Source organism: Orrella dioscoreae (assembly GCF_900089455.2).
Taxonomy (GTDB): Bacteria; Pseudomonadota; Gammaproteobacteria; order Burkholderiales; family Burkholderiaceae_B; genus Orrella; species Orrella dioscoreae.
This window is the reverse complement of sequence record NZ_LT907988.1, coordinates 3,543,524-3,559,117: the sequence shown is the minus strand read 5'-3', so window position 1 is coordinate 3,559,117 and position 15,594 is coordinate 3,543,524. Positions and strand designations below refer to the sequence as shown.

Below are 15,594 nucleotides of genomic sequence, written 5' to 3'. Positions count from 1 at the left end.
CGGCGTGGGGGTTGTTTTTGCCGCCGGGCCGCCCCAAGGCAAAAAGCGGCCCCCTTGGGGGGCAGCAAGCCGAAGGCGCGGCGTGGGGGTTGTTTTTGCCGCCGGGCCGCCCCAAGGCAAAAAGCGGCCCCCTTGGGGGGCAGCAAGCCGAAGGCGCGGCGTGGGGGTTGTTTTTGCCGCCGGGCCGCCCCAAGGCAAAAAGCGGCCCCCTTGGGGGGCAGCAAGCCGAAGGCGCGGCGTGGGGGCTTTTTTTGGTACGCTGTCGGCGCCGCCCTGCCATTCCCTGTCGCTTGTGTCTGCTCAATTCGCCCTTACCGCCTCTCTCATTTCCCGCCTTCGCCGCTTCGCCAGCGTGGGTATCGTGCTGTTGCTGGCCGCCTGCGCCAGCACGCCGCCGACGCCGGAAGGGTTCTATCGGGTCCAGCGCGGCGACACCCTGACGCGCATTGCGCGCGACAACGGGCAGACCGTGCGGGCGCTGATGAACATGAACGGCATCAAGGACCCGAACGCCATCGACGTGGGACAACTGATCCGCGTGCGCAGCGGCGCCACGGCCAGCACGTCGTCGGGCGGATCGGCAACCGGCGGCAAGCCGCAGACCACGCAACCGCCCGTGCGCACGCCGCGCCCCACGACCACGCCGGCGCGCAGCATCTCGCTGGCCTGGCCGGCCGAGGGCAAGCTGGCGCGTGGTTTCAATGGCGCCAGCCACAACGGCCTGACCATCGCCAATACCGCCGGCACGCCGGTGACGGCCGCCGCCGCGGGCACCGTGGCCTATTCCGGCAGCGGCTTGCGCGGCTACGGCAACATGATCATCGTGCGCCACGATGGACAGTACCTCTCCATCTATGCCCACAACCGCAAGCTGCTGGTCTCCGAGGGCCAGAAGGTCACGCGGGGCCAGCGCATCGCGGAAATGGGCAACAGCGACAGCAGCCAGGTCGGGCTGTATTTCGAGCTGCGCTACGACGGCAAGTCGGTCGACCCGACCCGCTTCCTGCCCAAGCGCTGAGCCTGGCTGCCCGTCGGGCAGTCGTTGCAGCGCGTTTCCATTCCCCGTTTTCACGCGCCGGTTCGTCCCTGCCTGTGTCAGGATTCGCCCTGACACGGGCCGCCGCGTGGCGGGTTCTCCTGATCCCCGTGCCGCGCGGCCAGCGCACGCACCTTTTTTCGTGACCTCGTTCGCCCGTTACCGATGCCGCCGATGACTCGCATACTGACTCCCAAGCGCCGCAAACTCCTGTGGATCGTCCTGATCCTGCTGGCGTTGGCCATTCTCCTGCGCTTCACGCTCCTGCGTCCCAAGCCGCCGGCGCCGCCGTCCACGGCGTCCGTCACCGTGACGGACCTGGAAGACGCCGTGCTGGCCAGCGGCAAGCTCGAAGCCATCCGGCAGGTGAGCGTGGGGGCGCAGGTGTCGGGGCAGTTGAAGTCCTTGAAGGTGGCGCTGGGTGATCGGGTGAAGGCCGGACAGCTGGTGGCCGAGATCGACTCGATGACGCAGCAGAACGAACTGCGCAATGCCGAGGCGGGCCTGAACACCGTGCGCGCGCAGCGCCGGGCCAAGGAAGCCACGCTGAAGCAGGCGACGCTGGTGTTCAAGCGCCAGGCCGCGATGCTGAAGCAGGACGCCACCTCGCGCGAAGAATACGAAACCGCCGAGGCCACGCTGGGCGTCACGCGCGCCGAGATCGCGCAGCTGGACGCCCAGATCGCGCAGGCCGAGATCCAGGCGGACACGGCCCGCGTCAACCTGGGCTACACGCGCATCGCCTCGCCGATCGACGGCGTGGTGGTGGCCATCGTTACCAAGGAAGGCCAGACGGTCAGCGCCATGCAGACCGCGCCCACCATCATCAAGGTGGCGCAGGTCGACACCATGACGGTGAAGGCGCAGATTTCCGAGGCCGACGTGGTGCGGGTGCGGCCGGGCCAGAAGGTCTACTTCACCATCCTGGGCGAACCCGATGCGCGTCACTATGGCGAACTGCGCGCCGTCGAACCGGCGCCCGATTCGATCCAGCAGGACGACAGCAATTCGCTGCTGACGTCGTCTTCGTCGAGCACGAGCACCAGCGCCGCCGTCTACTACAACGGCCTGTTCGACGTGCCCAACCCGGAAGAGACGCTGCGTATCTCCATGACCGCGCAGGTCAACATCGTGCTGTCGGAAGCCAAGGGCGCACGCGTGGTGCCGTCGGCGGCGCTGGGCGCGCGCGGCAAGGATGGCCGCTACACCGTGCGCGTGCTGGGCGCGGATGGCCAAGTCGCCGAGCGCCAGATCCGTGTGGGCATCAACAACAACGTGTCGGCGCAGGTGCTCGAAGGCCTGGAAGAGGGCGAGAAGGTCGTCGTCGGCTCGGTGCCTGGCGCCGCCGCGGCGCCCGCTGGCGGCCAGCCGCCCGGCCCGCCGCCGGGGGCGTAAGCCATGGCGCTCATCGACATCCGCAAGCTGCGGCGGGAGTTTCCCGCTGGCGAGCAGACCATTGCCGTGCTCAAGGACGTGGACGTGTCCATCGAGGCGGGCGAGATGGTCGCCATCGTCGGGGCCTCGGGCTCGGGCAAGTCCACGCTGATGAACATCCTGGGCTGCCTGGACCGTCCCACCAGCGGCAGCTATCTCTATGACGGGCGCGATACCGGCGCGATGGGGCCGGACGAACTGGCGCAACTGCGCCGCGAGCATTTCGGCTTCATCTTCCAGCGCTATCACCTGCTGCCCGACCTGACGGCGCGCGGCAACGTGGAAATGCCTGCGGTCTATGCCGGCCGCACCAGCGGCGACCGCGCCGAGCGCGCCCGCGCGCTGCTGCAGCGCCTGGGCCTGTCCGAACGCGACGAGCACCGGCCCGGGCAACTGTCCGGCGGCCAGCAGCAGCGCGTGAGCATCGCGCGCGCGCTGATGAACGGCGGCGAGGTGATCCTGGCCGACGAGCCCACCGGCGCGCTCGACACGCACACCGGCCATGAAGTCATGGCCATCCTGAAGGAACTGAACGCCGCGGGCCACACCATCATCATCGTCACGCACGATATGAACGTGGCCAACAACGCCCAGCGCATCATCGAGATCCGTGACGGCGAGATCGTGGCCGACACGCGACGCGGCGAGGCGCCCGCGCCCTTGCCGGACCCGGCCGCCGAGGCGCCGCGCGCGCGCAACGCCAATCCCCTGCGCGCCGTGCTGGACCGCGCGGCCGAAGCCCTGCGCATGGCGCTCATCGCCATGAACGCGCATCGGCTGCGCACCTTGCTGACCATGCTGGGCATCGTCATCGGCATCGCGGCGGTGGTGTCGGTGGTGGCGCTGGGCGAGGGCTCGCGCCGCAAGATCCTGGCGGACATCAGCGCCATCGGCACCAACACCATCGACATCTATCCGGGCAAGGATTTCGGCGACGAGAAAGCCTCGTCCATCCGCACGCTGGTGCCCGCGGACGCACAGGCCCTGGCGCGCCAGCCCTATGCCGACAGCGTGACCCCCACGGCGAACACCTCCACCACGCTGCGCTACCGCAACGTGTCCGTCACCGGCACGGTCAGTGGCGTGGGCGAGCAGCACTTCCGCGTGCGGGGGCTGCAGCTCATGCAGGGCCAGGCCTTCGATGCGCTCAGCGTGCAGCGCAGCGCGCAGGAGGTCGTGATCGACGAGAACACGCGCAACCGGCTGTTCGGCGCGCAGGTGGACCCTGTCGGCCAGATCATCCTGCTGGGCACCATGCCGGCGCGCGTGATCGGCGTCACGCGCAAGCAGGAGAGCGCATTCGGCGGCAGCGGCGAGACGCTGAACGTCTGGGTGCCCTACACCACGGCCATGGGCCGCCTGATGGGGCAGCAGCACCTGAGCAGCATCACCGTGCGCGTGGGCGACGCCTTCCAGACCAAGGACGCCGAGGCCGCCATCGTCAAGCTGATGACCGAACGCCACGGCATCAAGGACTTCTTCGTCTTCAACACGGACGCCATCCGCCAGACGGTGGAGAACACCACGGCCACCATGACGCTGCTGGTGTCGATGATCGCGTTGATCTCGCTCATCGTGGGGGGCATCGGCGTCATGAACATCATGCTGGTGTCGGTCACAGAGCGCACGCGCGAGATCGGCGTGCGCATGGCGGTGGGCGCGCGGCGCAGCGACATCCTGCAACAGTTCCTCATCGAGGCCGTGCTGGTCTGCCTGCTGGGCGGGCTGATCGGCATCGGGCTGTCGCTGGGCATTGGCGCCTTGTTCGACAGCGCCGGCACCGGCTTCACCATGGTCTATTCCACCGCCTCGATGGTGGCGGCCTTCATCACCTGCACCCTCATCGGCGTGATCTTCGGTTTCCTGCCCGCGCGCAGCGCGTCGCGGCTGGACCCGGTGGATGCCTTGATGCGGGAATGAGCGCACGATGACTTTTTCTTTCCTGCCCCTGTTCCTCGCGCTGCGCCGCGCCTTGCCCCTGGCCACCCTGGCGCTGGCGGGTTGCGGCCTGATGCGCAGCGACTACACCCCGCCCGCCGTGACCGTGCCGGTGCAATGGCAGCAGGCCCAGCCTGCGCAGCAGGGTCCCGTGACCCAGGACCCCTGGTGGACGCTGTTCCAGGAGCCTGCCCTGGATGAACTGGTCAACCAGGCCCTGGCGCGCAACAACGACCTGGCGGCTGCCGCCATCCGCGTGCGGCGCGCGCAGCTCCAGCAGGGACTGGCCGAGGACGCCTTGTTCCCAGACTTGGGCGGCAATGCCAACGTGGGCCGTGACCGCGCCTTGCGCGGCGATCGCGCCATCACGCGCAGCAACAACGTCGGGCTGACCGTCAGCTATGAGCTGGACCTGTGGAATCGCCTCGGCAGCCAGCGCGACGCCGCGCGCTGGCAGGCCTTGGCCACCGAGGAGGACCGGGCCAGCGCCGCGCTGAGCCTGTCCGCGACCACGGTCAACCTGTACTGGCAACTGGCGCACATCAACGAGCGGCTGGTCACCAGCCAGCAGAGCATCGACACCGCGCGCCTCACGCTGCGGCTGGTGCAGGCGCAGTTCGACGCGGGCGCGGTCTCGCCGCTGGACCTGGCCGAGGCGCGCCGCAACGTGGCCGCGCAAGAGGCCTCGCACACGCAGCTGCTGCAACAGCGCGTGGAATACCTGAACGCGCTGGCGATCCTGTTCGACGGCCCGCCGGGCCAGGCCTTCGCCGATCCGCGCGTGCTGCCCACGGGCGAGCCGCCCGCCGTGCGCGCAGGCGTGCCCGCCGAGGTGCTGGCGCGCCGTCCCGACCTGCGCGCCGCCGAGCTGCGCCTGCGGGGCCTGCTGGCCACGGTGGACGCGACGCGTGCCAGCTATTACCCGCCGCTGACACTGACCGGCGCGCTGGGATCGGCCAGCACCGCCTTGGGCAACGTGTTGCAGAACCCGGTGGCGTCGCTGGGCGCCGGCCTGACGCTGCCTTTCCTGCGCTGGAACGAGATGCGGCTGAACACGCGCGTGTCCGAAGCCGATTTTGACGAAGCGGTGGTGAACTTCCGCCAGTCGCTGTACCAGTCGCTGGCGGATGTCGAGAACGCCTTGTCGGCGCGCGAACAGTCCACTCGGCAGAACGCCTGGCTGGCGCAGGCCCTGGCCGATGCGCGCGAGGCCGAGCGCCTGTACGAGATCCGGTATCGCGCTGGCGCGGTGGCCTTGCGAGTCTGGCTGGAGGCGCAGGAGCAGCGTCGCACGGCGGAGATCGCGCTGGCCGACAACCGCTTGCAGCGCCTGCTGAACCAGGTCACGCTGTACCAGGCGCTGGGCGGCAGTGACCAGCCCGTGGCGGCCGAGGGCGCGACGCCGGCGGCGACGCCCTGATGACGGGCGGATTGCCCCGCCGCATGGGACAATGCCGCCATGTCAGCCGAACCTGCTTCCTTTGCCGCGCCCGCCTGCCAGGCGGATGACGCGCCCGACCTCGACCGCCGCTTCGGCGGTCTTTCCCGTCTGTACGGCCCCGGCGCACCCGCGCGCCTGCAGGCCGCTAGCGTCGCGGTGGTGGGCCTGGGGGGCGTGGGCTCGTGGACGGCCGAGGCGCTGGCGCGCAGCGGCATCGGACACCTGACCCTGGTCGACCTGGACCACATCGCCGAGTCCAACGTGAACCGCCAGGTGCATGCCCTGACCGAGACGATGGGGCAGTCCAAGGTCGAGGCCCTGGCCGCGCGCATCGCCAGCATCAATCCGGCCTGCCAGGTGACGCGCGTCGATGATTTCGTGACGCCGGACAATGTGGCCGCGCTGTTGCCCGCTGACCTGGACATGGTGATCGATTGCGTCGACCAGGCCGCGGCGAAGATCGCGATGATCCTGCTGTGCCGCAAGCGCGGCCAGCGCTTGCTGGTCTGTGGCGGGGCAGGCGGCAAGACCGATACGCTGGCGCTGCGCGAAGGCGACCTGTCGGAAAGCACGCACGATGCCTTGCTGGCGCGCCTGCGCAACATCCTGCGCAAGCAGCACGGTTTCCCGCGGCCCGACACCGGCCCGGGCAAGGCCACGCGGATTCCGCGCATGAAGGTGCGGGTGCTTTGGCTGGCGCAGCCGGCGATCCTGCCCAGCGCTTGGACCGCTGGGGTTGAGGAGGATGTTTCTGCGCCGCAGGGATTGTCTTGTGCCGGGTATGGGTCGGTGGTGACGGTGACGGCTGCGATGGGGTTGGCGGCTGCCAATGCGGCTTTGTTGGCGGTCTTGGAGCGCTAGCAGTGCTAGTACCGCTGCTAAGTCACGCTAGTACCGCCAGTACCGCTTCGTTGACGGCCGCCGAGGGTGGTCGTGCCGTCGGTCGCCTGCCGCGTGGTGGGGCGCCCACAGCGCCCATTGGTCAGCATTCGGGAAAGCAAAAGGGGCAGCTTTTGAGAGAGGGGGGAAGGGGAGAGGAGGTGGGGGGCATCGCACTTCGGGCAGGGGCCCCCGTCAGGCTGCGTTGTCTGCTTGGAGGCGTTGTTCCGTCCGCGTGACTGAATGACGGGTGTCTTGCGCGGGCAGAGGCGTCGAGACTTACTGACGAGCCTGGCGGCTTCGGCCGCTCCGTGTCGGTGGTGGAGCAGCCTCCCCAAGCAGGCAACACGGCCAAGCGGCGCCCGTAGCCCGAAGCGCGCTGCCTCCCCCCTCCACCTCTCGCCCCCACTCTCCCAACAGCTGCCCTATTGCTTTTCCGAATGCTGACCGGTGGGCGCTGTGGGCGCCCTCCGGTCAGCGGCAAGCCAAGATCTTCGGGCAGGCAGCGAGCAGGCGGCAAGAATGCGAGCAGGACCAAGGTGGCTACCCAAGGTCCAGAACACAACACTGCAGGACGTCGAGGGTGGGCGGGACGGCGGGCGCCTTCTGCGGGGGGCGGGGCGCTGTGGGCGCCCCACCACGCGGCAGGCGACCGACGGCACGACCACCCTCGGCGGCCGTCAACGAAGCGGTACTGGCGGTACTGGCGGTACTGGCGGTACTAGCGGTACTAGCGGTACTAGCAGTGCTAGCACGCGCACGACAGCACAGCCCCCTCAACCACCCTCAGCAGCAACCCTCTCCGGCAGCCGCAGCTCCACCTCGAACCACCCCCGGAGAGCATTCGACAGCCGAACCCCCTGCGCCTGCTCCAGGTCATCCAGCGTCACCACTGCTTCACGTGCTTCGCCTCTTGCCAGCAGCGCCGCCCGCTGCACGCCTGGCAGGACGCCAGACGATAGTGGCGGCGTCAGCCAGCGGCCTTCACGCAGGAGGTAGACGTTTGTCCGGCTGCCCTCGCACAGTTCCTTGCGCTCGTTCAGGAACAGCACGTCGAAGTGGTCGGGGTGCTCGGCCAGCCAGGTGGTGGCGCGGGTGTACCAGGGGCGGTGCGTGGTCTTGTGGCGCAGCAGGTGTTCCTGCGAATCCAGCTGTTCGCTGGCCAGCGTCAGCAATGGTCGGCGCGCCAGGGGGGGCAGTTCCGCATGCGCCAGCGAGATCTCGCCCGCCGCGTCCAGCAGCAGGCGCATCCGGTGGGCGGTCTCGCCGCGCGGCAGCAGCGCGGCGGTGCTCAGCAGGGTCTGGCGGATCGCCGCCACGTCGCAGGGCCAACCCAGCGCCTGGGCCGAATGGGCCAGGCGGGCCAGGTGGCCGTTGAGCAGGGGCAGGGCGCCTTGCGGCGACACGCGCAGGGTTTCGATCAGCTGGGTGCCTGCCGGCGCGCTCAGCGCGTCAGTACGCGGGACTTCCATTCGCATTCCTCCCATTCCTGAGCGGGATCGGAGTCGGCCACGATGCCGCCGCCCGCGTGATAGACGCCTTGCGTGGCCGCGTCCAGCACCAGGGTGCGGATCGCCACGTTCAAGGAAAAATCGCCGTTGGGCGCCAGCCAGCCGATGCTGCCGCAGTACAGGCCGCGCGGACCGTCTTCCAGTTCGCGGATGCGCCGCATGGCCGCGATCTTGGGCGCGCCGGTCACCGAGCCGCAGGGAAACAGCGCGCGCAGGATGTCGCCCAGGCTGGCGTCGGGGGCGTCGGCGCGGACCGTCGAGGTCAGGGTCCAGACCGAGGGGTAGCGCTCCAGCGTGAAGAGCGCCTCTACGCGCACCGAGCCGGGACGCGCCACGCGGCCCAGGTCGTTGCGCAGCAGGTCCACGATCATCAGGTTCTCGGCGCGGTTCTTCTCGCTGGCCAGCAGCGCCTGGCCGCTGGCCTGGTCGGCCGCGAGGTCGGGCAGCCGTGGCGCGGTGCCTTTCATCGGGCGCGTCGTCAGCGTGCCGCCCTCGCGTTGCAGGAACAGCTCGGGCGAGAAGGACAGCACGGTGCGGCCCTCGTCCTCGACATAGGCGGCGTGCGCGCTGGGGTGGCGGGCGGCGAGCCGCCGGTACAACGCGTCCGGCGCGCCTTGCGTGCTGACGTCGGCGGCATGCGTGTAGTTGATCTGGTAGACCTCGCCTTGGGCGATCCATTCACGGATGCGGCGCACCTTGTCGCAATAGCGTGCTGCGCCGATGCGGGGCTGCACGGCTTGCACGGCAGGGGCTTGCGGGCCGTCGCCGGCTTCGGTGGCCGAGGGTGTCCACGGGGCTTCCTCGTCCATCCGTTCATAGACGAGGGCCGTCAGGCGCGGGGTGTCCGCGGCGGCATGCGAAGGGCCCGGCGCGGGCGTGCTGCCGGGCGCATGCGCGCCACCGGGCAACATGACGCCCGGTTCAAGCCATTCACCCAGCTCATAGTCCAGCAGCAAGGCCACCCAGTGGCCGGCGCGCTGCGCGGCGCCGATGCGCGCGAGCGCGCCGGCCACGTCTTGCGGCGCGCATGCCGTGATGCGTTCGCGCAGGCCGGCCAGCACGATTGCCCGCCCGGCCAGGCGGTCTTCGAATCGGCTGATGCTCACGCGCCAGCCTTTCGAGGGCGATGCGAGACGCCGCGCATCATGCGGGGGAACCGGATGTCTGTGCCATGAACTCGCGCAGCACCGTGCCGGTGTGCGAGTCGGCATGCTCGGCCATGACCGTCTCCGGCGTGCCTTCGGCCACCAGGCGTCCGCCGCCCGTGCCGCCTTCGGGGCCCAGGTCCAGCAGCCAGTCGGCTTCGGCGATCACGTCCAGGTTGTGTTCGATGACCACGACCGTGTTGCCGGCCTCGACCAGGCGGTGCAGCACGCGGATGAGCTTCTCCACGTCGGCCATCGACAGGCCGACGGTGGGTTCGTCCAGCACATAGAGCGTGTGCGGCAGGCGCGAGGCGCGTCCCGTGGTGACGACGCCTTCGGTCATGCGCGCCTTGGCGAGCTCGGTGACCAGCTTGATGCGTTGCGCCTCGCCGCCTGACAGCGTCGGCGAGGGCTGGCCCAGCGTCAGGTAGCCCAGGCCCACGTCCTGCATCAGCTGCAGCGGGCGCTGGATGCGCGGGTGCGCGGCGAAATAGCCGATGGCGTCATCCACTTCCATGGACAGCACTTCACCGGCGTTCTTGCCGCGCATCTGCACGCTGAGCGTGTCGGGGTTGAAGCGCGCGCCGTTGCAGGCGTCGCACGGCACCTTCACGTCGGGCAGGAAGCTCATCTCGATGGTGCGCATGCCCTGGCCTTCGCAGATCGGGCAGCGGCCATCGCCGGTGTTGAAGGAGAAGCGCGCCGCCGTCCAGCCGCGCATGCGGGCTTCGCGGGTGTCGGCGAATTGCTTGCGCACGTCGTCCCAGAAGCCGATGTAGGTGGCCGGGCACGAGCGCGGCGTCTTGCCGATGGGGGTCTGGTCCACTTCCAGCACTCGGTCGATGGCCTGCCAGCCGTCCATGCCCTCGCAGCCGCGCCACGCGGGCGCCTTGCCCTGCGAAACCGCCGCCATCAGGTTGTCCAGCATGACCTCGCGCGCCAGCGTGGACTTGCCGGAACCCGACACGCCGGTGACGACGGTCAGGCGGCCCAGCGGGAGGCGGGCGTCGACCTTGCGCAGGTTGTGCAGCGCGGCGCCGCGCACCGTGATGAAGCCTGTGTCGTCCGTGATGGCGCGGCGCGGCTGTACCGGATGGCGCAGCGGCTGGGCCAGGTAGCGGCCGGTGATGGAGTCCGGGTGCTGCATCAATTCATCGACCGTGCCTTGCGCCACGACCGTGCCGCCCCGCACGCCGGCGCCGGGGCCGATGTCGATGACGTGGGCCGCGCGCCGGATCGTGTCGTCGTCGTGCTCCACCACCACCAGCGTATTGCCGTTGCCTTCCAGCTTGCCGAGGGCGTCCAGCAGGATGCGGTTGTCGCGCGGATGCAGGCCGATGGTGGGCTCGTCCAGCACGTAGCACACGCCCTGCATGTTCGAGCCCAGCTGCGCGGCCAGGCGGATGCGTTGCGCCTCGCCGCCCGACAGCGTGGGGGCCGCGCGGTCCAGCGCCAGGTAGTTCAGGCCGACTTCCTTCATGAAGTTCAGGCGGCTGCGGATCTCGGCGAGGATGTCGCGCGCGATTTCCGCTTCGCGGCCGCGTGCCACCAGGCCGGTGAAGAAGGTGTGCGCTTCGTCGACCGACATGGCGGCCAGGTCGGCGATGGAGCGCTCGCGCCAGCGCACGGCCAGCGCGACGCGGTTCAGGCGCTTGCCGTGGCAACTGGGGCAGACCTGGGCCTCGCCCGTGGCCGTGTCGGCCCACGACGACTCTTCACCGCTCTGTTCCTCGTCGAAGCCGGACATGACCAGGCCCGTGCCGTAGCAGGTCGGGCACCAGCCGTGCTTGGAGTTGTACGAGAACATGCGCGGATCCAGCTCGGGGAAGCTGACGCCGCTGATCGGGCAGGTGCGCTTGGTGGAGAAATGCAGCTGCTCCAGCGTGGCAGCCGGATCTGCCTTCAGGCGGTCCAGCGGCCAGACGATGGACAGCGCGCCCTGGCCGTGTTCCAGCGCGCGCCGCACGGCATCGCGCAGGCCGGACTCGTTGGCGGGGTCCACCACCAGGTCGGCCACCGGCAGTTCGATGGTGTGTTCCTTGTAGCGGTCCAGGCGGGGCCAGGGCGCGACCGGCGTGAAGACGCCGTCCACGCGCAGGTGCGAGTGGCCCTTGCTGCCGGCCCATTTGGCCAGGTCGGTGTAGAAGCCCTTGCGCGCGGTGACCAGCGGCGAGAGCAGGCCGATGTGGCTGCCGCTGTGCTCGCGCAGGATGCGCGCCACGATCTGGTCCGGCGTCTGCGACTCCACCGGCACGTTGTAGTCGGGCGAGTATTGCGTGCCCAGCTTCACGTACAGCAGGCGCAGGAAGTGATGGATCTCGGTCATCGTGGCGACCGTGGACTTCAGGCCGCCGCGGCTGGTGCGCTGGGCGATGGCCACGGTGGGGGGAATGCCGAAGATCGCGTCCACGTCGGGCTTGCCGGCGGGCTGCACGATGGCGCGCGCATAGGCGTTGAGCGATTCCAGGTAACGGCGCTGCCCTTCGTTGAACAGGATGTCGAAGGCCAGGGTCGACTTGCCCGAACCCGACACGCCGGTGATGACGGTGAACTTCTCGCGCGGGATCTCCACGCTGATGTTCTTCAGGTTGTGCTCGCGCGCGTTGTGGATCTCGATGGCGTGCGCGGTCTGGGCGCGCTGCGCCGTGGCGGCCAGTTCGGCCTCCTGCGCCGAGGCATAGGCCACCGGCGCTTCTTCCAGCACGGGCGCGGCATCGACGGGCAGGATGTCGCCTTCGTATTCGCGCAGCGCCGCGCCGGTGTGCGAACGCGGATTGTCCATCAGCGCCTGCGGCGTGCCTGCGCCCACCAGTTCGCCGCCCGCGTCGCCGCCTTCGGGGCCCAGGTCGACCAGCCAGTCGGCCGCACGGATCACGTCCAGGTTGTGCTCGATGACCAGCAGCGTGTGGCCGGCGGCCAGCAGCTTGCGGAAGGCGCGCATCAGGCGCGCCACGTCGTCGAAGTGCAGGCCGGTGGTGGGTTCGTCGAAGAGGAACAGGCTGCCCTTCTTCGCCAGCTTGCTCCCGGGGATGCCGCTGCGCGAGGCCTCGGCCAGGTGGCCCGCCAGCTTCAGGCGCTGGGCCTCGCCGCCCGACAGCGTCGGCACGGGCTGGCCCAGCTGCACGTATTCCAGGCCGACGTCGGCCAGCGGCGCCAGGCCCGTCTGGACATCACGCAGGCCCTTGAAGAATTCCAGCGCCTCGCTGACGGTCATGGCCAGCACTTCGTCGATGGACGCGCTGCGGCCCAGGTGCTCGACCCGGACCTCGCGCACTTCGGGGCGGAAACGCTTGCCGTCGCAGTCGGGGCAGCGCAGGTAGACGTCCGACAGGAATTGCATCTCCACGTGCTCGAAGCCCGTGCCGCCGCAGGTGGGGCAGCGGCCGTCGCCGCTATTGAAGCTGAAGGTGCCTGCCGTGTAGCTGCGCTCGCGCGACAGCGGTGCCTGCGCGAACAGCTTGCGGATGGCCTCGAAGGCGCCGACGTAGCTGGCCGGGTTCGAGCGCGCCGTCTTGCCGATGGGCGCCTGGTCGACCAGCACGACCTCGGCGATCTGTTCCGCGCCCAGCAGGCGGTCGTGTTCGCCGGGTGCGTCGGTGGGCTTGCCCTGGCGCTTGAGCAGCGCGGGATACAGCACGTCCTGCACCAGGGTGGACTTGCCCGAGCCGGAGACGCCGGTGATGCAGACCAGGCGGCCCAGCGGCAGTTCCAGCGTGACGTTCTTCAGGTTGTGCGCACGCGCGCCTTCCAGGATCAGGCGCGGCGTGTTGTCGGCCACCGGCATGGGGCGCGGGGCTTCCACGCGGCGGCGCGCGCCCAGGTAGTCGCCCGTGAGCGTGGGCGCGCGCCGCATGGCGTCGGGCGTGCCGTCGAAGACGATCTGCCCGCCGCGCTCGCCCGGTCCGGGGCCGATGTCGATGATGCGGTTGGCGGCCACCATGACCTGCGGATCGTGTTCGACCACGACCAGCGTGTTGCCGGCGTCACGCAGCCGGTGCATGACCTGCACGATGCGGTGCATGTCGCGCGGATGCAGGCCGATGGAGGGTTCGTCCAGCACGAACAGCGTGTTCACCAGCGAGGTGCCCAGCGCCGTGGTCAGGTTGATGCGCTGCACCTCGCCGCCAGACAGCGTGCGGCTCTGGCGGTCCAGCGTCAGGTAGCCCAGGCCGACATCGCACAGGAACCTCAGGCGCGCGCGGACCTCGGTCAGCAACAGGTCGGAGGCCGCGTCCAGCACGCCCTCGAAGCGCAGGTGGTCGAAGTAGCGCCGCACCCGTTCGATGGGCAGCAGCATCACGTCGTGGATGGACAGGCCGGGCAGGCTGTAGAGCAGGTCGTCGCTCCAGTCGGCGTGTACCGGCTTGAAGCGGCGGTATTTGCCGTCGTCTCTTGGCAAGACCGCTTCCGCGTCGGCCACCTCGCCCACGCGCCACAGCAAGGCATCGGCCTTCAGCCGCGAGCCGCGGCAGACGGGGCAGGGCGTGTAGCTGCGGTACTTCGACAGCAGCACGCGCACGTGCATCTTGTAGGCCTTGGTTTCCAGCCAGGCGAAGAAACGCGCCACGCCGTACCACTGCGTCTTCCAGGCCTGGCTGCCGCCCTTGAAGTCGGCCGCGCCGTGCAGGACCCAGTGGCGCTCGTCATCGCGCAATTCCTTCCAGGGCACGCCCAGCCGCACGCCCGCGGCGGGGGCGTACTTCTGCAGGTCGTCCTGGCATTCCTTGTAGCTGGCGGTCTGCCACGGTTTCACCGCGCCTTCGCGCAGCGTCTTGTTCTCGTCCGGGACGACCAGGCCGAAATCGATGCCGATCACGCGGCCGAAGCCGCGGCAGCTTTCGCAGGCGCCCAGCGGCGAGTTGAACGAGAAGGTGCTGGGCAGCGGGTCGGTGTAGTCGATGTTGCAGTCGGCGCAGTGCAGGCGGTTGCTGTAGCGCCAGACGGAGGCGTCCTGGCCCTCGTCGTCCAGCACGCGCACGGCGACGTGGCCCGCGCCGACCTTCAGCGCGGCGTCCAGCGCTTCCATGACGCGCTCGGGTTCGGCGCTGCCGTAGCGGAAGCGGTCCTGCACCACGTTCAGCGTGCGGCGTTCCTCGCTGCCGGCGGCGGCGGCCTTGCCCTTGCGGGCCTTGGCCTTGGCGCCGGCGGGCGCCTGAGAGCGTTGCGGCGCGCCGGCTTCCTCGCTGTGCACGCGGGTGTAGCCCTGCGCTTCCAGGAAGCCGCGCACTTCCTCTTCGGTGAAGTTGGCGGGCACGCCCACCGCGAAGGTGATGACCAGGCGCGGGTCGCCCGCCTGCGCGGCGCGCTCGGCGATGGAGGCCCGGATGGTGTCGGGCGTCTCGCGCTGCACGCGCTTGCCGCAGCAGCGGCAATACAGCCTGCCGGCGCGCGCGAAGAGCAGCTTCAGGTGATCGTTCAGTTCGGTCATCGTGCCGACCGTGCTGCGCGAGCTGCGCACGGGGTTGGTCTGGTCGATGGCGATGGCCGGCAGGATGCCCTCGATGCGGTCCACCTGGGGCTTGTCCATGCGGTCGAGGAACTGGCGCGCATACGGAGAGAAGGTCTCGACGTAGCGGCGCTGGCCCTCCGCGTACAGCGTGTCGAAGGCGAGGGAGCTTTTCCCGGAACCGGACACGCCCGTGATCACCGTCAGTTCGTTGGTGCGCAGGGTCAGGTCGAGGTTCTTGAGATTGTTCTGGCGGGCGCCAGTGATGCGGATGTCGGAGGTCATGGCCTATCGTAGCGTGGAGGCGGGGCAGCCTGCTGGGGGACCGTAAACTGTCTGGATATCCAGTATATCTCCTGGCGCGTGACCGTGTTTTGTCGCGTATTTGTGTCGGCTGGCCGCGACGCCATTGCCCGGTCGGCGCGAAGACATTTGGGCAAGCCCGCTGATCCGGGGTAGAATGCCGGGTTATTGCAATTTTTCTTGGCTGTACGCGTCCTTTGTATGGCGTTCGTCAGCGCGGGTCATGCCTGCGCCGGACGCTCGGGTCTGCCAAGCTCCCTTTCTCTTCTCACCTGATTCTGGAGTCCGACATGGCCGAACGTAAGCGCGTGCGCCGTAACACCCTCGAACGCCGCTGCCTGGGCAAGGCTTTCAAGCGTCTCTTCGCGAACTCGCCCAAGGGCGTTTTCAAGATGCTGGAAAAGATCAAGCGCGTGTAAGTCGCGCAGGTCCTGCGCGCTGCCTTGGCGGCGCGCAACGAA

The 15,594-nt window shown here is 69.3% G+C and carries 9 protein-coding genes; 6 read left to right on the top strand and 3 right to left on the bottom strand.

The window, feature by feature from the left end; all coding sequences use genetic code 11:
- The first annotated feature begins 292 nt into the window (after positions 1–292).
- From ODI_RS16510 to ODI_RS16490, 5 genes are all read left to right on the top strand, one after another.
- On the top strand, positions 293–1,018 hold the full coding sequence (locus tag ODI_RS16510; protein ID WP_408635841.1) for a peptidoglycan DD-metalloendopeptidase family protein: 726 nt from the start codon (positions 293–295) through the stop codon (positions 1,016–1,018).
- A 192-nt stretch (positions 1,019–1,210) separates the two neighbouring features.
- The gene (gene macA / locus ODI_RS16505; protein WP_067756805.1) at positions 1,211–2,431 is read left to right on the top strand and encodes a macrolide transporter subunit MacA; all 1,221 of its coding nucleotides are present in this window, start codon (positions 1,211–1,213) and stop codon (positions 2,429–2,431) included.
- A gap of 3 nt (positions 2,432–2,434) precedes the next feature.
- Positions 2,435–4,390 carry a MacB family efflux pump subunit gene (locus ODI_RS16500; protein ID WP_067756802.1) on the top strand — a complete coding sequence of 652 codons (1,956 nt, stop codon included), beginning with the start codon at positions 2,435–2,437 and terminating at the stop codon, positions 4,388–4,390.
- A 7-nt stretch (positions 4,391–4,397) separates the two neighbouring features.
- A complete protein-coding gene (locus ODI_RS16495) occupies positions 4,398–5,828 on the top strand; it encodes an efflux transporter outer membrane subunit (RefSeq protein ID WP_067756799.1) in 1,431 nt (476 codons plus the stop codon).
- A gap of 39 nt (positions 5,829–5,867) precedes the next feature.
- Complete coding sequence (locus ODI_RS16490; RefSeq protein WP_067756796.1) at positions 5,868–6,710, top strand: tRNA threonylcarbamoyladenosine dehydratase; 843 nt, start codon at positions 5,868–5,870, stop codon at positions 6,708–6,710.
- A 794-nt stretch (positions 6,711–7,504) separates the two neighbouring features.
- On the opposite strand, the gene ODI_RS16485 is transcribed toward ODI_RS16490, so the two are convergent.
- From ODI_RS16485 to uvrA, 3 genes are read right to left on the bottom strand one after another with little or no spacing between them, the layout of a single operon-like run.
- Positions 7,505–8,200, bottom strand: coding sequence for an aminotransferase class IV family protein (locus ODI_RS16485; RefSeq protein WP_067756743.1), 696 nt, complete (start codon positions 8,198–8,200; stop codon positions 7,505–7,507).
- Positions 8,173–9,345: an aminodeoxychorismate synthase component I gene (locus tag ODI_RS16480; RefSeq protein WP_408635838.1), complete on the bottom strand. Its 1,173-nt coding sequence runs from the start codon at positions 9,343–9,345 to the stop codon at positions 8,173–8,175. The genes ODI_RS16485 and ODI_RS16480 overlap by 28 nt, the downstream gene beginning before the upstream one ends.
- Before the next feature lie 37 nt (positions 9,346–9,382).
- Positions 9,383–15,115, bottom strand: a complete 5,733-nt coding sequence (gene uvrA / locus ODI_RS16475) for an excinuclease ABC subunit UvrA (RefSeq protein WP_067756745.1) — start codon at positions 15,113–15,115, stop codon at positions 9,383–9,385.
- A 308-nt stretch (positions 15,116–15,423) separates the two neighbouring features.
- Between uvrA and ODI_RS22645 the strand changes: the two genes are divergently transcribed.
- Positions 15,424–15,552, top strand: a complete 129-nt coding sequence (locus tag ODI_RS22645) for a hypothetical protein (protein WP_269460522.1) — start codon at positions 15,424–15,426, stop codon at positions 15,550–15,552.
- Positions 15,553–15,594 lie beyond the last annotated feature (42 nt).